At 71.6% G+C, this 20,697-nt stretch carries 17 protein-coding genes; 8 read left to right on the forward strand and 9 right to left on the reverse strand.

Annotated features, from left to right (window positions below):
• Positions 1-121: 121 nt before the first annotated feature.
• Complete coding sequence (locus OG595_RS04750; RefSeq protein ID WP_329268122.1) at positions 122-892, reverse strand: FadR/GntR family transcriptional regulator; 771 nt, start codon at positions 890-892, stop codon at positions 122-124.
• Between the two features lie 265 nt (positions 893-1,157).
• Here OG595_RS04750 and OG595_RS04755 point away from each other — a divergent pair, with 265 nt between their 5' ends.
• The 6 genes from OG595_RS04755 to OG595_RS04780 all read left to right on the forward strand — a co-directional run bounded on the left by OG595_RS04755 (position 1,158) and on the right by OG595_RS04780 (position 7,892).
• Positions 1,158-2,054, forward strand: coding sequence for a proline iminopeptidase-family hydrolase (locus OG595_RS04755; protein WP_329268124.1), 897 nt, complete (start codon positions 1,158-1,160; stop codon positions 2,052-2,054).
• Between the two features lie 75 nt (positions 2,055-2,129).
• On the forward strand, positions 2,130-3,857 hold the full coding sequence (locus tag OG595_RS04760) for an ABC transporter substrate-binding protein (RefSeq protein ID WP_329268126.1): 1,728 nt from the start codon (positions 2,130-2,132) through the stop codon (positions 3,855-3,857).
• On the forward strand, positions 3,854-4,885 hold the full coding sequence (locus OG595_RS04765; RefSeq protein WP_329268128.1) for an ABC transporter permease: 1,032 nt from the start codon (positions 3,854-3,856) through the stop codon (positions 4,883-4,885). Before OG595_RS04760 ends, OG595_RS04765 begins: the two co-directional genes overlap by 4 nt.
• Positions 4,886-4,889: 4 nt before the next feature.
• Entirely contained in the window at positions 4,890-5,858 is a 969-nt protein-coding gene (locus OG595_RS04770; protein ID WP_329268131.1) for an ABC transporter permease, read from the forward strand.
• Positions 5,851-6,867 carry an ABC transporter ATP-binding protein gene (locus OG595_RS04775; RefSeq protein ID WP_329268133.1) on the forward strand — a complete coding sequence of 339 codons (1,017 nt, stop codon included), beginning with the start codon at positions 5,851-5,853 and terminating at the stop codon, positions 6,865-6,867. The genes OG595_RS04770 and OG595_RS04775 overlap by 8 nt, the downstream gene beginning before the upstream one ends.
• Entirely contained in the window at positions 6,864-7,892 is a 1,029-nt protein-coding gene (locus tag OG595_RS04780; RefSeq protein WP_329268136.1) for an ABC transporter ATP-binding protein, read from the forward strand. The genes OG595_RS04775 and OG595_RS04780 overlap by 4 nt, the downstream gene beginning before the upstream one ends.
• Positions 7,893-7,950: 58 nt before the next feature.
• Here the strand turns inward: OG595_RS04780 and OG595_RS04785 are convergent, their stop codons facing one another.
• The 3 genes from OG595_RS04785 to OG595_RS04795 all read right to left on the reverse strand — a co-directional run bounded on the left by OG595_RS04785 (position 7,951) and on the right by OG595_RS04795 (position 10,657).
• Positions 7,951-8,484 carry a hypothetical protein gene (locus OG595_RS04785; protein ID WP_443073319.1) on the reverse strand — a complete coding sequence of 178 codons (534 nt, stop codon included), beginning with the start codon at positions 8,482-8,484 and terminating at the stop codon, positions 7,951-7,953.
• A 44-nt stretch (positions 8,485-8,528) separates the two neighbouring features.
• Complete coding sequence (locus tag OG595_RS04790; RefSeq protein WP_329268138.1) at positions 8,529-9,104, reverse strand: RNA polymerase sigma factor; 576 nt, start codon at positions 9,102-9,104, stop codon at positions 8,529-8,531.
• Between the two features lie 110 nt (positions 9,105-9,214).
• Complete coding sequence (locus OG595_RS04795; protein WP_329268139.1) at positions 9,215-10,657, reverse strand: S8/S53 family peptidase; 1,443 nt, start codon at positions 10,655-10,657, stop codon at positions 9,215-9,217.
• A 215-nt stretch (positions 10,658-10,872) separates the two neighbouring features.
• Here OG595_RS04795 and OG595_RS04800 point away from each other — a divergent pair, with 215 nt between their 5' ends.
• Positions 10,873-13,440: a CHAT domain-containing protein gene (locus tag OG595_RS04800; RefSeq protein WP_329282640.1), complete on the forward strand. Its 2,568-nt coding sequence runs from the start codon at positions 10,873-10,875 to the stop codon at positions 13,438-13,440.
• Positions 13,441-13,629: 189 nt separating this feature from the next.
• On the opposite strand, the gene OG595_RS04805 is transcribed toward OG595_RS04800, so the two are convergent.
• Positions 13,630-15,480 (reverse strand): LuxR family transcriptional regulator AbsR2, encoded by a 1,851-nt coding sequence (locus OG595_RS04805; protein WP_329268141.1) that lies wholly within the window; start codon positions 15,478-15,480, stop codon positions 13,630-13,632.
• 96 nt (positions 15,481-15,576) lie between these two features.
• Between OG595_RS04805 and absR1 the strand changes: the two genes are divergently transcribed.
• Positions 15,577-16,662, forward strand: a complete 1,086-nt coding sequence (gene absR1, locus OG595_RS04810; protein WP_329268143.1) for a beta-glucuronidase AbsR1 — start codon at positions 15,577-15,579, stop codon at positions 16,660-16,662.
• 135 nt (positions 16,663-16,797) lie between these two features.
• Here absR1 and OG595_RS04815 read toward each other — a convergent pair whose 3' ends face one another.
• From OG595_RS04815 to OG595_RS04825, 4 genes are all read right to left on the reverse strand, one after another.
• Positions 16,798-18,171, reverse strand: coding sequence for an NtaA/DmoA family FMN-dependent monooxygenase (locus OG595_RS04815; protein WP_329268145.1), 1,374 nt, complete (start codon positions 18,169-18,171; stop codon positions 16,798-16,800).
• Between the two features lie 20 nt (positions 18,172-18,191).
• The gene (locus tag OG595_RS04820) at positions 18,192-19,442 is read right to left on the reverse strand and encodes an LLM class flavin-dependent oxidoreductase (protein ID WP_329268147.1); all 1,251 of its coding nucleotides are present in this window, start codon (positions 19,440-19,442) and stop codon (positions 18,192-18,194) included.
• Between the two features lie 48 nt (positions 19,443-19,490).
• Positions 19,491-19,610 (reverse strand): putative leader peptide, encoded by a 120-nt coding sequence (locus tag OG595_RS45300; RefSeq protein ID WP_443073320.1) that lies wholly within the window; start codon positions 19,608-19,610, stop codon positions 19,491-19,493.
• A gap of 152 nt (positions 19,611-19,762) precedes the next feature.
• On the reverse strand, positions 19,763-20,632 hold the full coding sequence (locus OG595_RS04825; RefSeq protein ID WP_329268149.1) for a glutathione S-transferase C-terminal domain-containing protein: 870 nt from the start codon (positions 20,630-20,632) through the stop codon (positions 19,763-19,765).
• Between the last annotated feature and the right edge of the window lie 65 nt (positions 20,633-20,697).

The following is a 20,697-nucleotide window of genomic DNA, read 5'->3' on the forward strand; positions in this document are numbered from 1 at the left end:
GGTTCGTCGGCTGCGGGCCGCTGGGGGCTGGTCACGCAGTTCCCGCGCCCCTTAGTCGCACTCCTCGTTCACAGGCTCACCCATCGGCCCCCGGACCGCACCTGCGGCCCGGGGGTCTTTGTCATGACGGAGTCGCGTTCCTGACTCTCGCCAGGACGTCGCGGATCATGTCCGCGCTGATGGTGAAGTGCTCGCGGGCGATCTCTTCCGCCCGCTCCGGTTCGCCGGCCGCGACCGCCTCGTAGAGGGCCTTGTGGTCCTCGCCGCCGCGGTGGAAGTGGGTGCGCTCGCCCTTGCCCCAGGGTTCGACCGGGAAGCCCAGGCTGGCGCGGGCCAGCAGGTCGCGGCTGAGCATGGCGATCTGGGGGTTGTGGGTGGCGTCGCAGACGCTGCGGTGGAAGGCGCTGTCGGCGGCGTGTTCCTCGCGCGGGTCACGGGCGGACAGGTAGGCGGCCAGGGCGTCGCGCATGGGTACGAGGTCCTCGGGGCGCCGACGCCTGGCCGCCGTCGCCGCCACCATCCCCTCCACCAGCCCGCGCAGGTCGAAGAGTTGCTCGAACTCCGCCCAGCGCGGCACCAGGGTGCGCCGGACGGCGGCACCGGAGGACTCGCTCCAGCTGTCGCGCACATAGGCACCGCCGTTGCGGCCCCGGCGGATCTCGATGACACCGACCGCCTGGAGCCGGCCGACCGCCTCACGCACCGTGGGACGGCTCACCCCCAGCAGCGTGATCAGCTCGCGCTCGACCGGCAGCCGCTCCCCCGGCAGGAAGTCGCCGACGGCGATGGCGGTGAGCAGCCGGTCGGAGACCTCGTCGACCGCCGAGGCCACGCGCACCGGGCGCAGTTCGGGCGTGGGGGCGCCGCCGCCGGACAGGGCGCGGTCGAGCACCCGCGAGAACTCGTCCCCGGCGCCTGATCGTTCCGGCGGGTCAGGCAGTTCTGGTGACTGCGATGCGACGGTCAGCGGTCCTCCCCGGTCGGTCGCGGGTTCCGGGCGCGTAAACGCGCAGTTACTTCTGCCGGGCCACCGCTAAAAGGTCCTAAAAGGTCTTGTGGACTGAGCATTTACCCAAACAGTATGTCAGCCATCCCCGGACACCAATCCTTTTCAGACGCTGACTGGCTTGATTCTGCCTGCCCCCGGAGGCTCTGCAGTGGCGATTCCCGAACCGAACCACACCGGGACCATCGACTTCAACGGCTGGTCCACCTGGTACCGCATCACCGGCGAACCCGGCAGGACACCACTGGTGGTCCTGCACGGCGGCCCCGGCGCCGGTCACGACTACACGCTCCGCATCGCCGGCATCGCCCAGCAGGGCCGCCCGGTGGTGCACTACGACCAGCTCGGCATCGGACGGTCCACCCATCTGCCCGACGAGGGCGCCGACTTCTGGACCGTCCAGCTCTTCCTCGACGAACTCGACAACCTGCTCGGGAAGTTGGGCCTGGCCGACGCCTACCATCTGCTCGGCCAGTCGTGGGGCGGGATGCTCGCCGCCGAGCACGCCGTGCGCCGCCCGGCCGGACTGCGCGGTCTGGTCATCGCCAACTCCCCCGCCTCCATGGAGCTCTGGCTGGCGGGCGCCGCCGAACTCCGTTCCGCGCTGCCGCCCGAGGTGCGCGAGACCCTGCTCGCCCACGAGGCGGCCGGGACCACCGACCACCCCGACTACCACGCCGCCGAGCAGGTCTTCTACGAGCGCCATGTGTGCCGTACGGTCCCGGTGCCCGCCGAGGTCCAGGCCACCTGGGACAACATCGCGGCCGACCCGACCGTCTACCACACGATGAACGGGCCGAACGAGTTCCATGTCGTCGGGACCATGAAGGAGTGGTCGGTCGTCGACCGGCTGCACCTGATCGACGTACCGACCCTGCTGGTCTCCGGCCGCCACGACGAGGCGACGCCCGACACGCTCCGGCCCTTCGCCGAGCTCATCCCCGATGTGCGCTGGCACATGTTCGAGCACTCCAGCCATATGCCGCACGTCGAGGAGGAGGAGCTCTATCTCCGGATCGTCGGCGACTTCCTCGACTCCACCGACTGAGTCCCCGGCCCGGCCCCCTCGTCCCACACCACATCCGACACCTTCAACACCCGCTCCACCGAAGGGAGTTCCCCGATGACCCGGATCACCAGACGTACCGCCCTCGCCGCCGTGACCGCCGCCCTCGCCCTCACCGCGACCGCCTGTTCGTCCTCCGACGACGGCGGCTCGTCCGACCCGACCTCCACCGCCACCGGCGGCTCCCAGTCGGCAGCGTTCCAGCCCGCGCACAAGGGCGGCACGCTGAAGCTGGTCGCCCACGCCGCCGCCGGAACCTTCGATCCGCAGGTCAACTACACGCTCCAGTACTGGCAGTTGTACCAGTCGATGTACGACGGTCTGCTGGCGTTCAAGAAGACCGGCGGGCAGGAGTCGTTCACCGTCGTCCCGGATCTCGCGGCGGCCATGCCGGTGGTCGGCAACGGCGGGAAGACGTACACCTTCACGCTCCGCAAGGGCATCAGGTTCTCCACCGGCAAGGCGGTGACCACCGACGACGTGGTGGCGTCCTTCCAGCGGATCTTCAAGGTGTCCAGCCCGACCGCGGGCACCTTCTACAACGGGATCGTCGGCGCGGACGCCTGTCTCAAGACGCCGGCGTCCTGCACGCTCGCCAAGGGCGTCGTCGGTGACGCGGCGGCCGGCACGGTCACCGTCAACCTGACGGCGCCGGACCCGGAGTTCCCGTACAAGCTGGCCGTTCCGCACGCCAGCATCGTGCCGAAGGACTCGCCGACGAAGGACGCGGGGACCAAGCCGCTCCCGACGACCGGCCCGTACATGGCGGCCTCGTACGACCCGAACCGGGCGCTGAAGCTGGTGCGCAACCCGTACTTCAAGGAGTGGTCGCGCGAGGCGCAGCCCCAGGCCTACGCCGACAACGTCGACTACACCTTCGGGCAGACCGTGGAGTCCGAGGTGACCGCCGTGCAGAACGGGCAGGCGGACTGGATGTACGACCCGCCGCCCGCCGACCGGCTCAACGAGATCGGCACGCAGTACGCCTCGCAGGCGCACGTCAATCCGCTGACCGCCTTCTGGTACGCCACCCTGAACGTCAACTCGGCCCCGTTCAACAACAAGTTGGCGCGCCAGGCCATCAACTGGGCGATCGACCGGAACGCGGTGGTCGGGCTGTACGGCGGCAAGAACCTCGCCTCTCCCGCGTGCACGATCCTGCCGCCGGGCTTCCCCGGGCACGTCGACAAGTGCCAGTACACCAAGGGCGGCGGGAAGACCTGGTCGGCGCCCGACCTCGCCAAGGCGAAGGCGCTGGTCAAGCAGTCGGGGACGGCCGGCCAGGAGGTCGGCATCGTCGTGCAGGACGACGAGGTCAACAAGTCGATCGGGCAGTACCTGCAGAGTCTGCTGACCCAGCTCGGCTACAGGGCGACGCTCAAGCCGCTGTCCGGGAACATCCAGTTCACGTACATCCAGAACACCAAGAACAAGGTGCAGTTGGCGCTGACGTCCTGGTACCAGGACTATCCGGCCGCCTCCGACTTCCTCAACGTGCTGCTGTCCTGCGCCTCGTTCCACCCGGGCAGCGACTCCAGCATCAACATCTCCGGGTTCTGCGACAAGGGCATCGACGCCCGGATGCAGACCGCGCTGAAGACCGGGCAGACCGACCAGAAGGCCGCCGACCAGCAGTGGGCGACCATCGACCAGGACATCATGACGCAGTCCCCGGTGGTCCCGGTGATCAACCCGAAGATCATCGACTTCACGTCGAAGCGGGTCGGCAACTACCGGTTCAGCAAGCAGTTCTACATGCTCGTCGGACAGTTGTGGGTCAAGTGAGCGGCGCAGTCGCCCAGTTGGCCACCGCCGAGGCCCGGCGACGCTCGCCGGGCCCCTGGCGGACCGCCGCCGCCGACCTGCTGCGCAACAGGTCGGCGGTGGCCGCGGCCCTCGTCCTGCTCGCCGTCGTCACGGTGACCCTGCTGGCCCCGCTGTACGCCGACCACATCGCGCACACCGACCCGTTCCAGTCCCATGTCTCCGGGACGACGGTCGTGGACGGGAAGACCGTGCCCGTACTGACCCCCAGCAGTACCGGGCTCGGCCTCGGTGTCACGCCCATCGGCCCCACCTGGGACTTCGGCCACTACTTCCTCGGCTCCGACAACCAGGGGCGGGACGTCATGGCGCGGCTGCTGTACGGCGGCCGTACCAGCCTGCTCATCGGGGCCACGGCGGCGCTGCTGTGCTGTGTCCTCGGTACGGCCGTCGGAGTCCTGGCCGGGTACGCGGGCGGGGTGGTCGACGCGGTCATCTCCCGTGTCCTGGACGTCATCTGGGCCTTCCCGGTGTATCTGCTGGCCATCTGTCTGTCCGTCGTCCTGCTCACCGACGGGCTCAGCCTCGGACCGGTCACCGTCGAGGCCGGGAGCCTGTGGCTGCCGGTCGTGATCATCGCGGCGATCTACGTCCCGTACGTGGCCCGGCCGATGCGCGGGCAGGTGCTGGTGCTGCGGAACAAGGAGTTCATCCAGGCGTCCATCGGGTCGGGCGCGCCCGCGCTGCGGGTGATGCGCCGGGAGGTGCTGCCCAACGTGCTGCCCACGGCGATCGTGTTCCTGCCGCTGATGACCGCGCTGGCGATGCTCACGGAGTCGGCGCTGTCCTTCCTGTCGGTCGGCGTCCAGCCGCCCGACGCCAGTTGGGGCACGATCATCGAGGACGGCCTCGGACTGCTGTACACGCGTCCGACCGTGACCATCGCGCCCGGACTGCTCATCGCGCTGACGACAGCCGCCCTCAACGTCCTCGGCGACGGGGTGCGGGACGCCCTCGACCCGAACGCCCGCCTGCGCGGAGGGGTGTGATCCGATGCTCTACTTCGCGCTCCGTCGCTTCCTCTCCGCGCTGCTGGTGATGTTCGCGATCAGTGTGCTGGTGTTCCTGATCTTCTTCGCCACCCCGGGAGTCGACCCCGCCGCCCGTATCGCGGGCCGCAACGCCGACCCGGCCACCCTCGCCCAGGTACGGCACTCGTTCGGCCTCGACCGGCCGCTGCCCGTCCGCTATCTGCTGATGATGCGGCACCTGCTGATCGACCGGGACCTGGAGTCGTTCGTCAACCGCGGCTCGAAGGTCATCCCGCAGATCGTGCAGGCCATGCCGGTGACGCTGTCGCTGGTGATCGGGGCGGCGGTCATCTGGATGACGGTCGGCATCGTCATGGGTACGGCCGCTGCCGCTCTGCGCGGTACGGCCGCGGACCCGGTGATCATGCTGGTGGGAGTCGTCGGCGTCTCGCTGCCCGCCTACTGGCTCGGCGAGGTCGTCAACCTCCTCACCCAGAAACGCCTGCACGACTCGCTGTTCTCCTGGGTGCCGCCGCCCGGGTACGTCGAGTTGGGCAAGGACCCCGGCCAGTGGGCGCTGCACCTGCTCTTCCCGTGGCTGACCCTGGCGCTGCTGTACGCCGGCATCTACGCCCGGCTGCTGCGCGGCGAGGTCGTCAGCGCGCTCGGCGAGGACTACGTACGCACCGCGCGGGCCAAGGGGCTGTCCGAGCGGCGGATCCTGATCCGGCACGCGCTGCGCTGCTCGCTCATCCCGATCGTGTCGCTGTTCGGCCTGGACTTCGGCGCGCTGGTGGGCGGTGCCGCCCTGCTCACCGAGGTCGTCTTCGGCCTGCCCGGCGTCGGCAAGCTCACCTTCGACGCGCTGCAGAACCTGGACCTGCCCGTGATCATGGGGACGGTCATGTACGCGGCGTTCTTCGTGGTTCTCGCCAACGCGCTGGTCGACATCCTGTACGCGCGACTCGATCCGAGGGCCCGCCATGCCTGAACCTCTCCTCGCTGTACGGGATCTGCGGATCTCCTTCCGCACCCGCACCGGCACGGTCACGGCCGTCGACGGGCTGTCCTTCTCGGTCGCCCCCGGCGAGATCCTGGGCGTGGTCGGCGAGTCGGGCTCCGGCAAGAGCGTCTCGATGCTGGCCGTACTGCGGCTGCTGACCAGCCCGAACGTCACCGTCACGGGCGAAGTCCGCTTCCGGGGGCGAGACCTGCTGACTCTCCCCGACAAGGAGATGCGGTCGGTGCGCGGCCGGGAGATCGCCATGGTCTTCCAGGATCCGATGACCGCGCTGACCCCGGTCTACACGGTCGGCCGGCAGATCGCCGAGCAGATCCGGACGCACGAGAAGGTGTCCAGGAAGGAGGCGCACGCGCGGGCCGTCGGGCTGCTGTCGGACGTGGGCATCCCGGACGCCGCCTCGCGCGTCGACGCCTACCCGCACGAGTTCTCGGGCGGGATGCGGCAGCGGGCGGTCATCGCGATGGCCCTCGCCTGCGGTCCGGCGCTGCTGATCGCCGACGAGCCGACCACCGCGCTCGATGTGACGATCCAGGCCCAGATCCTCGACCTGATGCGGGAGTTGAACGGGCGCGGCTCGGCGGTCGTCCTCATCACGCACGACATGGGTGTGGTGTCCGAGATCGCCGACCGGGTCCTGGTCATGTACGGGGGGCGGGCGGCCGAGGAGGGGCCGCGCCGGGCCGTGTTCCACGGTCCCCGGCATCCGTACACCTGGGGGCTGCTCGACTCGGTGCCCCGGGTCGGCGGGCCACGGCTGCGGCGGCTGCCCACCATCGCGGGCATGCCCGTGTCGCCGGACAGCGTGCCGGAGGGGTGCGCGTTCGCGCCGCGCTGCCCGGCGCGGCACGACCGGTGCGACGAACGCCCGGTACTGAGCGGCGAGTCGGGACACCTCGACGCCTGCTGGCTGCCGGGCGACGAGCGCGCGTCGGCCCGTACGGCGCACTCGACACTGGACAGAAAGGCGGCGCCGTGACAGCGGACCTCCAGACCGGACCCGGCGACGCCGACGTGCTGCTGCGCGCCACCGACGTCACCAAGCACTACCGCCTGCGCGGCGACTCCCTCACCCGGCGCCGCAAGGTGCTGCGGGCCGTGGACGGGGTCTCGCTGGAGGTGCGCGCGGGTGAAACCCTCGGCATCGTCGGCGAGTCCGGCTGCGGCAAGTCGACGCTCGGCCGCTGTCTGGTCCGGCTCACCGACATCACCGGCGGGCGGGTCGAGTTCGACGGGCAGGACATCACCACACTGTCCGCACGCCGGCTGCGTCCCGTACGGCCGGGGATGCAGCTCGTCTTCCAGGATCCGCAGGCCTCCCTGAACCCGCGCCGCCGCGCCGGGGACATCGTCGCCGAGCCGCTGCTCATCCACCGGTACGGGGATGCCGCCGCCGTCCGGCGCCGGGTGGCCGAGCTGTTCGACGTGGTGGGGCTGGCGGCGGCCCATCTGGACCGGTACCCGCACGAGTTCTCCGGCGGCCAGCGTCAACGCATCGGTATCGCGCGGGCGTTGGCGACGTCCCCGAAGCTGATCGTCGCCGACGAACCGGTGTCCGCGCTCGACGTGTCGATCCAGGCGCAGGTACTGAACCTGTTCGCCGACCTCCAGGACGAGTTCGGGCTGACGTACGTCTTCATCGCGCACGACCTGGGCGTGGTCCGTCATGTCTCGGACCGGATCGCGGTCATGTATCTCGGCGAGATCGTCGAACTCGCCGACACGGAGACGCTGTACGGGGCTCCCGCGCACCCCTACACGGAGGCGCTGATGTCGGCGGTCCCGGAGATCGACGACGGGACCGGCGCCCCGGACGCGCCGCGCCGGGAGCGGATCGTCCTCACCGGGGACGTGCCCAACCCGGTGGCCAAACCGGCCGGTTGCACCTTCCACACGCGGTGTCCGTACGCACGGGAGGTGTGCGCGGTGGAGCGGCCCCGGCTGGTCGGCACGCCGTCCGGGCGGGCGGTCGCCTGTCACCACCCGCTGGTGGCGGTGAACTGACGACACGGTTCGGGGGCGGACCCGCAGCGGGTCCGCCCCCTGGGAGCCGCGTGTCGCGTCAGACGCGCAGCCACTCCGTCATGAAGACCTCCGCGTCCGTCCGCAGCCGGAGCGCGAAGGGGCCGGTGACGTGCAGGTCGCCGGCGAAGCGGCCCATGTCGTCGGCGCTGAGGGTGGGCGGCGAGGCGAGCTGCGGACCGCTCAGCACTTCGATCCTGGCCTCCTGCGGCGGTAACACCTGCCCCATCAGACCGTGCGCGGACACCTCGACGTCGACCGTCAGTTCGTCCGTGTGGAAGGTCAGCATGCGGGGTGCCTCCACAGCGCCCCTGACAGGGATGCCGTGGACGAGCGAGTCGAAGGTCAGCTCGGCCAGCCGGGTGTCGAGCGAGTACAGGGCGTAGGCCTCCACGGCGGTCTGCTGGAGCTGCGCCGGGACCGGATCCATGATGGCGGCGGCATGGCGCAGCGTCTCTTCCAGGAGGTCGTCGTCCAGCGGGTCGTCGCCCTCGAACTCCCCCAGGTCGTCCAATTCACCGTCGAGTTCGTCATCGGCGTGGTCGAACGCGTCCATACCGTCGGTGCCGTCCATGTCGTCGGAGTCGTGGGGTGAACCGTCGTTGCCGTGCGCGCTGTTCACAGCACCCCCCGGGCGGCGAGCCGGACCCGCAGCCGGCGCAGGCAGCGCTGGCGCAGCGGGCCGATGCTGCCGACCGCGATTCCCAGGCCGGCGGAGATCTCCTGGTAACTCGGTGGCGGCGCGGACATCAGGATGCGCAGCAACTGCCGGCAGCGGGCGCCGAGTTCCTCGAACTCCTGCCATAACTGCCGGATGCGCTCCGCCTCGGCCGAGGCCTCCTCGGACTCGATCACGCGCTGCTCGGGCGTACGGTCGTCGCTGATCCGGTCGAGCAGCTGGGTGTCGTCCGTCGGTGTCATCCGGTGGCTGCTCTTGATGACCTTGAGGCACTCGTGCCGTGCGGTGCTGGCGAGCCACGAACCGGCCTTCTCCGGTTCACGGATACGGCCCAGATGCTGGGCGAAGCGGAACCAGACGGTCGAATACACCTCGTGCGCGTCCGCGTCGGACAGCCGGTGGGCGCGCGCCACCGACCACACCAGTGGGCTCAGCCCCTCCACCAGCGCCTTCCAGCCCGCCGCGTCGCCGTCGACGGCGGACTGGACCAACGCGCCGACCGCTGCTCGGTCCACGTCCCCACCCCTCGTGTACGGCCAGTCATCGTACGCCGTGGAAGGGGGTGCTCCACTCGTCCTGCGCATGGTCCTCACTCGTTTTGTCCTTGTACGGAGGCCGGTTGACCTCATATGGCGGGCGGGATGCTCATGACCGGCACCGCGCTCCACGTGGGCGGGATCAGTGCGGGTACGACCGCGCCCCGGACCTCCGCGAACTCGGTGTTCGCCGCGAGGAGCTGCTGCCGGGCGGCACGCGGGTCGGCCTCCTTGTGGGCGGTCATGTGGGCGGCGATCATCGCGGCGACCAGCGGGGTGGCGAACGAGGTGCCGCTCCACTGGGCGAACCCCTGGAACTCCACCTGGTCCGGGGTGCCCGAGGTGGTCTCCTGGTCCCCCGAGAGCACGCCGAGGTGCTGGGGGTTCTGGCAGGTGCAGGCGTAGGTGAAGTGGTGGCGGCAGGTGTCGTACGTGCTGTGCTGGTAGATGTACGGCACCGGTGTCTGGAAGCCGGTGAGCGGACCGGTGAGACGCTCGCCGGGGGCGTAGACCTTCACCCACGCGCCGTGGTTGCTGAAGCAGGCGCCGAACTCGCCGTCGCTGCGCAGGGCGCCGACGGAGATCACCGACTGGGCGTACTCGGGCTTGTCGGCGTAGGCGGCGGGCCAGAAGGGGGTCGCGCTGGCGTTGTTGCCCGCGGCGGCGACCAGCAGGGTGCGCGGCTGCTCACGCAGGGCCTCCATGAACGCGGCGAGGCCGAGCAGGCCTTCCGTGCTGCCGTTCGACGTGCCGGCGGAGAGGCTGATGATGGCCGGCCAGCCGTCGCGCTCGACGGCCTCGAAGAGCTTGTCGCCGAACTCGGACTCCAGGATCGCGCCCGCGTCGTTGAGGGTGTTGCGGGAGACGATGTCCGTGTTGGGGGCGACGGCCGCGACGAGCCCCGAGATGAACGTGCCGTGCCCGGCGTACTGCTGGAGCACTCCGCTCGCGTCGCACTCCTCGATCTGGGGGTCGCCCTGGACGTGGGCCATCGCCGGGTAGGACGCGTAGTCGTGCATGAGGCCGGTGTCGACGACGAGGACACCGACGGCGCTGTCCGCGTCGTAACCGCTCTCCGCCAGTGCCGGGTTGGGCCCCGCGGTGTACGGGACGGGCACGGGCTCGTCGCCGGGGCAGGCGTTGACGGGGGCGATGTGCACCACGTGGTTGCGGCTGACCAGGCGGCGTCCCGCGTTGCCCTCCGTCTGCCTGAGCGCGCGCAGCGCGCCCGCCACCGCGTGGTCGCCGCGCCGGTCGCCCCGGGCCGGGTCGCCGACCCTGATCCGGGTGATGCCCGACCGGTTGGTCTCCGGGCTCGCGCGGCGCACGTCGTCCGCGGTCAGGCCGGCGGACGCGGTGAAGTGGGCGCGGACAGCGTCCTCGACGATCCGCGCCTCCTCGCCGTCGCGGGCCAGGACCACGCCCTTCTCGTAGATGAACTCGGCCGCGTCGTCCGGGCCCATCGCCAGCTCGACGTCGGGCATGGAGCGCTGGATCTGGTCGAACTGCTCCTGGAAACGCTGAGGTGCCATGGAATGTCCTCCCCCTCGAACCGAACCCTTGTTGCCGTTATTGAGAGCCTCCGTTCGGCCGCGTGATACAGGGGTCTCGGCACGTTCGTCGATGCAGGGGTCGGTCAGAGATGGACAGCGAGTTCTCCATGGCCAAACCTGTGTGACGCGGGGCGCGGAGCACTACCATCCGTTGGGTGACAGCGGGAAGCGACACGGTTCTCGAACTACTTCCGATGGTGTTCGCCCGCCCGAAGGACGCGCTCGCGCGCGCGGAGAACGTCCTCGGCAGTGATCCGACGCCGTTGCACGCCTCGGTCGCCCATCAGGTGATCGGTATGTGGCAGCGGGACTTCGGCGACATGCGCGTCGCCCTGCGTCATCTGCGGCGTGCCCGCGATCTCGCGGCGGACGCCGGGTCGGCGGAGCGCGAGGCGGACGTCCTCGGCACGCTCGGCGTCGCGCTGGTCCACGCGGGCCGCACCCGGCAGGGCCTGGAGGCGTTCGAGCAGGGCGTCGACCGGGGTTCGGGCCATACACGCGCGCGCGTGCTGTACCGGCGGGCGTACGCGTGGTGGGTGCTGGGGCATCATCGCGAGGCGCTGGACGACGTACGGCGGGCCATTCCCGTGCTGCGGCAGGCGGACGACACCATCTGGACGGCGCGGGCGCTGACCCTGCGGGCGACCGTGCATCTGGCACTCGGGCGCCCCGAGCGGGCCGACGCCGACTTCACGGCCGCCGAGGAACTGTGGGACACCACCGGCCAGGAGCACGACAAGGCCGACGTCGTCGAGAGCCGGGCGCTGGCCGCGTACCGGGCGGGCGACATCCCGGCGGCGCTGCGCCTGTTCGACGAGGCGGCCGAGCGGTACGCCCGGCTGGGCACGCCGATCTTCATGTTCTACATCCGCCGCTGCGAGGTGCTGATGGCCGCCGGGCTCGCCCGTGAGGCGGTCAACGAGGCGGACACGGCCCTCGGCGTGCTCGACGGCATCGGCGGGCAGAGCACCCGCAAGGCGGAGCTGCTGCTGACGGCGGCGAAGGCCGCCCGGCTCGCGGACGATCCGCACACCGCGATCGCCCGCGCGGCCGTGGCCGTACGCCTGTTCTCCGGGCAGCGGCGCAGTTGGTGGGAGGCGCACGCCCGGCTGGTGCTGCTCGATGCGCGGGTCGCGACCGGGCGGACGTCGGGCCGGCTCGTCGCGGACGCGGCGGCGCTGGCCGACCGGCTCGCCGCGTTCGGTTCGCCGTCCGCGCCCGAGGCGTCGTTGCTCGCGGGCCGGATCGCGCTGGCGCTGGGCTGGCGGGAGGACGCGGAGAAGCATCTGAAGGTCGCCGCCCGCAGCCGGCGCGTCGGTCCGCCGCTGGCACGGATGACGGGCTGGGCCGCGCAGGCGCTGCGCGCTGAGGCGGCCGGGTCGGGGCGGGGTGTGCTGGAGGCCTGCCGACGCGGGCTCGCCGTCCTGGACGACCACCGGATGACGCTCGGCGCCCCGGAGCTGCGGGCCCGGGCCACGGCGCAGGGAGCCGAACTGGCCGCCCTGGCACAGCGGGCGACCCTGGGGTCCGGTGGGCCGCGGCGGCTGCTGGTGTGGAGCGAGCGGTTGCGGGCCACGGTCCTGTCGGCGCCGCCCGTCCGGCCGCCCGACGACCCGGCGCTCGGGCAGAGCCTCACCGCTTTCCGGGAGATCGCCGCCCGCGCGGAGGAGGCCCGGACCGAGGGCCGCCCGGTACCGGCGCTGGAGCGCGAACAGCGGCGCCTGGAACGGGAGGTGCGCTCCCGCACCCTCCACATCCGCGGCGAGTCGCCCGGCAGCGGACGCCCCTTCGACCCCGGTCAGCTGCTCGAACGCCTGGGTGACGGTGTGCGGTTGATCGAGATCGCCGTCGTCGACGGCCGGGTGCAGGTGCTGTTGTGCGGCGAGGGACGGGTGCGCCGCTTCGAGGCGGGGCTGCTCGCCGACGCGGTGGCGGAGGCAGAGCACGTACAGGCCGGGCTGCGCCGACTGGCGCACCCGGGTGCCGAGGGCAGGCTGCCGGTGCTGGAGGCCTCGGGCCGCCGGCTGGAGGAGCTGCTGCTGGGCGCGGCCGTGCCGCATCTGGGCCCCGGCCCGGTGGTCGTGGTGCCGCCGGGGAGGCTGCACAGGGTCCCCTGGGCCCTGCTTCCCTCCCTCCGGGAGCGGGTGCTCAGTGTGTCGCCGTCGGCGAGCAGTTGGCTACGGGCCCAGGAGACCGGTCCCCCGCCGGGCGGGCGGCACGTCCTCGTCCGGGGGCCGGGGCTGGCGAGCGGCGGGGCCGAGGTGCCCGACCTGGCCGACCGGTACGGCAGACCGACGGTCCTGGAACACGAGGGCGCGCGGGTACCTGCGGTGCTGGACGCGCTGGACGGGGCCGCGCTGGCCCATATCGCGGCCCACGGCACCTTCCGGGCGGACAGTCCGCTGTTCTCGTCGCTGCGGATGGCCGACGGCCCGCTGATCGTGCACGACTTCGAACGCCTCGACCGCAGCCCGTACCGGATCATCCTGTCCAGCTGCGACACCGGCCGCCTCGCGAACGTCGGCGCGGACGAACTCCTCGGTCTGGTCACGGCGTTGCTCCCGCTGGGCACGGCGGGCGTCGTGGCGAGCAGCGCGCCGGTCAACGACGCGGCGGTGGTGCCGCTGATGCTGGCCCTGCACAAGGGCCTCAGCGTCGGCCTGTCCCTCGCCGAGGCCCTGCGCGACGCCCGCGCCGCCCTGCCGGGGGACGCGACCCACCAGGCGACCGGGTGGGCCTTCTCGGCGTTCGGCGCCGCCTGAGCCCGCCCCGCGACAGCGGTCACGCGGGCCGCGCGGACTCTCCCCGGCCGAGACCCCGCGCGGCCATTCCGGGGGGCTCGGCACACCGGAGGACGGGGCGCGGGCGTTCTGCCTGTTCTGGGCGTCCTGGGCGTCCTGGGCGTCCTGGGCGTTCGCGATCGGCGGAGTCCACCGAGACGCCCCCGCCGGTCACGCCGACCGCGTGGTCGGTGCCTCCTCCAGGAGCAGCCACCGCAGGGCGCCCCGGTCGCTCGCGCCGAGCCGCGTGTAGGCGCTGTACAGGTGGTTCCCGACCGTACGGATGGACAGGGTGAGCCGGTCCGCGATCTGGCGGTTGCTCAGGCCGGCCGCCGCCAGGGTGACGATCTGGCGCTGGCGCACGGTGAGTTCACCGAGGACCAGACCGGACAGCGCCGGGGTACGGGCACCCTGGCAGCGCCGGGCGAGGGTCATCGCCCGGGAACGGGACCTGCGGGCGGCGCGCGGGTCGCGGTGCACCGGGACGGCCTGGGCGTGCGCCTCGGCGGCGAAGAGCAACAGGCCGCGCCTCTCCAGGAGTTCGGCGGCACGGTCCAGTGCGGGGCCGTCCTGGCGGGCGAGCGCGTCGGCGTGCCGGGCCAGGGGTGCGGCGCCCTCGCCGGGCAGTCGGGCGAGCCGGTCCGCGACCAGGTGCGGGGCCCCGAGACGTACGGCGTCGTACAGGACGTACGCCTCCCCCTCCTCGCCCCCGGGGTCCGTGACCGACTCCAGCGCCCCGGCGATGTCGCCGTGCGCTGCCCGCAGCCACGGGGTCGTCCGCCCCGGGGACGCGGCTGCGACCTCGCTCAACTGGGTTGCCGCCAGTGCCAGTTCCGTACGGCAGGACGGGTCGTCCGGGGTGCCGCGCAGGCCTTCCCTGGCCCAGGACAGGGCCTCGCGCAGCTCTCCGCGCAGTCGGGCGAAACGGGCCCGTACGGTCGCGTAGTCGGCCGGTACGGCAGGGTGCGGGACCGTGCTCTCGGCCGCCAGCCAGTCGCCGACGGGGCCCGCCGGTCCCTGGACGTCGGTGCGCTCGATACGGTGGGCCAGTTCGGCGCGCTCGGCGTCCAGGGCCGACGCGCACTCGGCCGGGGTGCGGGACAGCCGCCCGGCCCGGAGTCGGCCGGCGCCCGCCCGCAGGACGGGGCCGTGCAGGGGGTGGGCGAGGCGGACCTCGGACGGCGCGTCGACACGGATCAGGCCCTCGGCTTCGAGGCGTTCGAGTGCGTCCAGGTCCAGGTCGGCGAGGTCCAGCGGGAGCGGTTCGCTGAACGCCAGGCGTTCCAGGGCGTCCCGTTCCTCGGCGCAGTCGCGGTTCAGGTCCTGACCGGCCCGTTCGCGGACCGCAGCCGTCACAGGAACCGGGCCCCGCCACATCAACTCGTCTGCTTCCATAGTGAGTTCGCCGCGTTCGCGCAGCGCGCCGACCAGGTCGCGCAGCAGCCGCAGGTCGCCCTGGCAGAGGTGGTGCAGGCGGCGGGCGGTGAGCGGCTCGACCGGGCCGCCGGCGCCGGCCGCGACCAGCTGGGCGGTTTCCTCGCGGGGCAGCGGCTCCAGGACGAGACGCGGCAGCACCTCGCCGGTCCACAGCCGGGACACCGCGCCGGGCGCCGGAACCCCGTCCGTCGCCACCACGAGCAGCCGGGTGCGTCCGTGCACCGCGAGCTGGTGGACCAGGGCGGCCGAGGAGTCGTCCAGCAGATGGGCGTCGTCGACCAGCAACGTTCGTACACCGGAGAGGAGTTGGAGCGCGTGGTGCAAGGACGCCTGCTCCGGGAGGAGATGGGCGAACGCGGCGAAGGGGATGTCCCGCGCCTCGGGCGTGCCGATCACCTTCACGCATTCGGCACCCCGGACGGCCTCCGTGACGAGACGGGTCTTGCCTCGCCCGGACGGGCCGGTCACCACGACGCCGTGCCGTTCGGCCGTCAACGACCGGCGGATCAGGTCCAGTTCGTCGTCCCGGCCGGTGAACGGCCAGGGCAGTTCCAGGGTCTTGGCGTCCTGTACGAAAGTCGTCACGTGAACAGGAGTCGGCCTACTCACCTTTGATACAGGCCGACTTGAGTAGGCCTCGACTCAGGCGCCCGAGCGCCCGTGAGTCGCAGTCTGTTCCTCATGAACGCACGGTTCTGCTCGCTCCCGCAGCAACCGGCCCCCACCTACGCACCGGGGTTGCCGGCCGAGCGGCTCAGTGCGCTCCTGTCGGGGCGCCTGATGTGGGTGAACGGCACCGTGCTCCACTACTACTTCTTCGACCGGGACAGCGACGGCTCGGTCATCCCACTGCCGGGGACGGGGGAAACCCGGTGGGAGTCATGGGTCGGCGCCGAGGCACAGCGCGAGGTTGTCCGCGACTGTTTCCGGGAGTGGCTCGACCTGGGGATCGGGCTGTCGTTCGTCGAGGTGCGCGACCGATCGGAGGCCGAACTGCGCATCGGGTTCCAGACCGGTGACGGTTCGTACTCCACGGTCGGGCGGGACGCACTCTCGGTGGGTCTGGGGCGGCGCACGATGAACTTCGGCTGGGATCTGACCGCGCCCGGGGAGCGCGCGACGGCCCTGCACGAGATCGGGCACGCCCTGGGCATGCTCCACGAGCATCAGAACCCGTTCGCCGGCATCCACTGGGACGACGAGGCCGTGTACGACGACCTGGCCGGACCGCCCAACTTCTGGGGCCGCGACAAGACGTACTTCAACATTCTCCGCAAGCTCGACCCGGACGAGGTCAACGGCTCTGTCTGGGACCCGCTGTCGATCATGGAGTATCCGTTCTCGGCGGGGCTGGTCCTCGAACCGGAGCAGTTCCGGTCCGGGGTGAAGCCCTTGGGGACTCTCTCCCCGGCCGACAAGGAGTTCGTGCTCCGCTGGTATCCGCCGACGGGCACGTGCGCACCGGCCGGACTCGCGCCTTTCAGGTCCGCGCCCCTGCACCTCGGCGCGGGCGAGCAGGCCGACTTCGGCATCGCGCCGCCGGAGACCCGCGACTACACCGTGGGGACCTTCGGGGAGAGCGACACGGTTGTCGCGGTCTTCGAGGAGATCGACGGCGAGCCCCGTTACCTCTCCGCCGAGGACGACGGCGGCTCCCCGTACAACGCCCATGTCAGGGTCCGGCTCGTCAAGGGCCGCCGCTACTTCGTCCGCGTACGCCTTTACTCCACATGGGGATCGGGGGAAACGGCCGTCATGTGCTGGTGAAGCTGGGGGCAGAGACCAGCGCATGACGGCCGCCGCGAACGAATCAGACCACCCGTCGGGCACTCGGGGGAGCGGTCGAGGACGTCACCTTCATGGGGGAGGGTGACGTCCTCGACCACGCCATGTACGTCGACTTCAGGACGCCGCGCGCTCCCCCGCCGCCTTGTCGGGGTGGGTGAGGCGGAGGTGGTCGCGGAATGTGGTGCCTTCGTATTCGGTGCGGTAGACGCCGCGTTCCTGGAGGAGGGGGACGACGGTGTCGGCGAAGGTGTCGAGGCCGCCGGGGGTGATGTGGGGGACCAGGATGAAGCCGTCGGCGGCGTCTGCCTGGACGAGGTCGTTGATGGCGGCGGCGACGGTGGCCGCGGATCCGACGAAGTTCTGCCGGTTGCCGGTCTCGATGACGAGGTCCCGGATGGACCACTTGTTGGCGGCGGCGCGTTCACGCCATTCACGGGCGGTGGCCAGCGGGTCGCGGTACATCCGTACCTGGGCCCGGCCGCGGGCGATGGTGTGCTCGCCGGGGTCGGGGTCGATGTCGGGCAGCGGCCCGTCGGGGTCGTAGGCGGACAGGTCCCGGTTCCAGACGAACTCCAGGTGTTTGATCGCGGTGGCGCCGCTGACCTGCTGGCGGCGTACCTCGTGGGCCAGTTCCTCCGCGTCGGCGTCGGTGTCGCCCAGGACGAAGCTCGCGGCGGGCAGGATCTTCAGCTGGTCGGGGTGGCGGCCGTACTTGGCGAGGCGGTTCTTGACGTCGGTGTAGAAGGCCTGGCCCTCGGTGAGGGTGGCATGACGGCTGAAGATGGCATCCGCGGTGGAGGCGGCGAACTCGCGGCCCTCGTCGGAGTCGCCGGCCTGGAAGATCACGGGGCGGCCCTGTGGGGAGCGGGGCACGTTGAACTGGCCCTCGATGTCGAAGTGCTGCCCGGAGTGGACGAACGCGCCCGCCTTGGCGTCGCGCAGGAAGGTGCCGCCCGGCTGGTCGGCGAGGATCTCGTCACCCTGCCAGGAGTCGAAGAGTTCGCCCGCGGTCTGGAGGAACTCCCTGGCCCGTGAGTAGCGCTCCTGCTGGGGGAGGAAGCCGCCGCGGCGGAAGTTCTCGCCGGTGAAGGCGTCCCAGGAGGTGACGACGTTCCAGGCGGCGCGGCCGGCGGAGAGGTGGTCGAGGCTGGCGAACTGGCGGGCCACCTCGTAGGGCTCGTTGAAGGTCGAGTTGATGGTGCCGGTCAGGCCCAGGTGCTCGGTGACGGCGGCGAGCGCGGCCAGGACGGTGAAGGTGTCGGGGCGCCCCACGACGTCCAGGTCATAGATTTTCCCGCCCTGTTCACGCAACCTCAGGCCCTCGGCGAGGAAGAGGAAGTCGAACCTGGCGCGTTCGGCGGTGCGGGCGAAGTGGGCGAAGGAGCTGAACTCGATGTGGCTGCCGGCCTGCGGGTCGCTCCACACGGTGGTGTTGTTGACACCGGGGAAGTGCGCGGCCAGATGGATCTGCTTCAGCGGCTTGCTCATGGTCGTACGGTCCTTCCCGATCAGGCGCCGGCAGCAGCGGAACCAGCAGAGACAGAGGCAAAGGCAGGGGTGGTTGTGGTGGTGTAGCGGTTGGCGGGGCGGGGCAGGCCCAGCAGCCCGCGCAGGGTGTCGGCCTCGTACACCGTCCGGAAGACACCCCGGCGCTGGAGTTCGGGAACCAGTTTCCGGGTGATCGCGGGGAGGTCGTGCCCGACGACGGCGGGCCGCAGCCGGAACCCCGACAGCCCCGCCGCCACCCACTCCTCCACCAGATCCGCGAGCTGGACCGGCGTACCGGCGAAGATCCGGGCGTCGCTGGTGTATTCGTACCCGGCCAGCGCATCCAGACGATCCCGGCGGGCCCTCGCGGCGGCCTCGGTGTCGTCGAGGAAGACCACCACGTCCCCGAACACGTGCAGGAGTTCACCGGCCCGGCCGGCCGCCGACTGCTCGGCACGGATCTCCCCGACGATGGCGCGGGCCTGGGCGCCATCGTGCGGCGTGACATAGCCGACGTCGGCGGCCCGGGCCACCAGCCGGTAGGGAACCGTCTCGTGGGCCAGCGCGGTCACGACCGGCTGGCCCTGCGGCGGGCGGGGCGTGATCGACGGTCCCTTGACGCTGAAGTGCGGGCTCTCGAAGTCGACGTAGTGCAGCTTGTCGCGGTCGATGAAACGGCCGGTGGCGGTGTCGCGGATCTCCGCGTCGTCCTCCCAGCTGTCCCAGAGCCGACGCACCACCTCCACATAGTCGGCGGCCTCGTCGAAGAGGACCGCCACGGACTCCCACGCATGCGGGTCGTTGAGAGGGTCGATGTGCGGCAGCGTACGACGCCCGAAGTGCGCGGCCTCGTTCTGACGGGCACTGATCTGAACACGCAGCCCCGCACGGCCGGTGCTCACATAATCGAGGGTGGCGATCGCCTTCGAGAGATGGAACGGCTCCGTGTGGGTGGCGACAACCGTCGGGACGATACCGATGTGCCGGGTCAGCGGGGCGACGCGGGCCGCGATGAGGACAGCGTCCAGACGGCCCCGGACCTGGTCCGTGCAGCCGTCCGGCTCGACGGGATGCGAGGACTGGAGACCGAGACCGTCCTCGATCGTCACGAAGTCGAGCAGCCCGCGCTCGGCCTCCGCGACCAGATCGGCCCAATAGCGGGCAGTGAACAACTCACCCGGCCGCGCGACGGGCTCACGCCAGGCCGCCGGATGCCAGCCGGCGCCGTCCAGAGCGACAGCAAGATGCAGAGGAGAGGGTGACAAGGACACGAGAGTGACGCCTTCCTGATCGACCGTACGAAGGGGCGGGACAGCGGGTCAGGAACGACAGAGCGCGCCGGCCACACGCAGGAGGTCGATGTGGCGCCGCGAGTACAGCCTCGGGCGGCACGGGATGGGCTTGGGCACGACGTCGTCAACAATCCGATGACGCCGCATGTTCCGGTCATTTGTGTCGGCCGGATGAAGACCGGCCAGGTTCAGCGCGCCGTAAGGCGCGCGGCTGCGCCGACATGCGGCTGCGTCGCGTGGGCGCGACCAGCTCCCACCGGGCTGGGCCGGGCCGGACCAGGCCGCGGTGAACAAGCCGCCTATCCAGCGGAGCCGTCCGCGTATGCCGCCCAGTCCAGAATCTGTACGGCGGCCCCCGCTGCCTCCAGCCCCCGGCAGTCGGCGTGGTGCCGGCGGGCGATGGCGTCGAGGTCGAGGTGGGGGCCGAATGAGGGGTGGGCGGCAAGGCGGCGGGCGTAGGCCCACAGGGCCGGGTGGTCGGCGACGCGGTGCACGGCGGCGGCGTCCAGGTGCCAGCGGTGCACGGTGTCGAGGCGTACCAGGCTGACCCACAACTCCACATCAGCGGCGGTCAGTTGGTCACCCAGCAGATACGGGTCCGCGGCGAGCCGCGCGTTCAGCGAGCCCAGGGTGCGCAGCAGGGAGGCGAGCGCGTCGGCACGGTCGCCGTCCTCGGCGGCGGCGTCTCCGGCTCGCTGGGCAGCCGCGTCGACGCCCTGGGCGCACAGGCGCTCGACGGCCTCGATCTCCGCGTCCAGGCCGCACGGGTACAGCGTGGGGCGACCGCCGCCGAAGTGCCGGGACAGGTCCCGCAGGATGTCCGGGGTGTGCGTGCTGACGATCCGCCCCGACCAGTCGTCGCTGAGCACCGGGACCGTGGCCACGCCGGAGTAGCGGTGCGCGCTCGCCTCGTACAGCGGGCGCAGGGCGGAGTGCTCGCCGCCGGGGGCGTCGGGCACGGCGGGCAGTTCGGTCACGGGACAGGCCGCGCCGAGGCCGAGCAGGCTGTGGGTGACGGCGATCCGGAGACAGTCCGGGTCGGCCGGGGACAGGTGGAGGCGGTAGCGGCGCGGCACGGCGTAGTGGCCGCTGCGCGCGTCCCGGCCGAGTCGGCCACGGAAGGCCGGGGCGGGGCGGGCGGAGGTGGCGGCCAGTGGTGTGACGGTCATGAGTCTCCCCAGGTGTGGTGCGCAGACGTACGCGCGGCGGAAGGCGTAGTCGGGGGCCGCCGTTG

This window comes from Streptomyces sp. NBC_01451, from assembly GCF_036227485.1.
Taxonomy (GTDB): Bacteria; Actinomycetota; Actinomycetes; order Streptomycetales; family Streptomycetaceae; genus Streptomyces.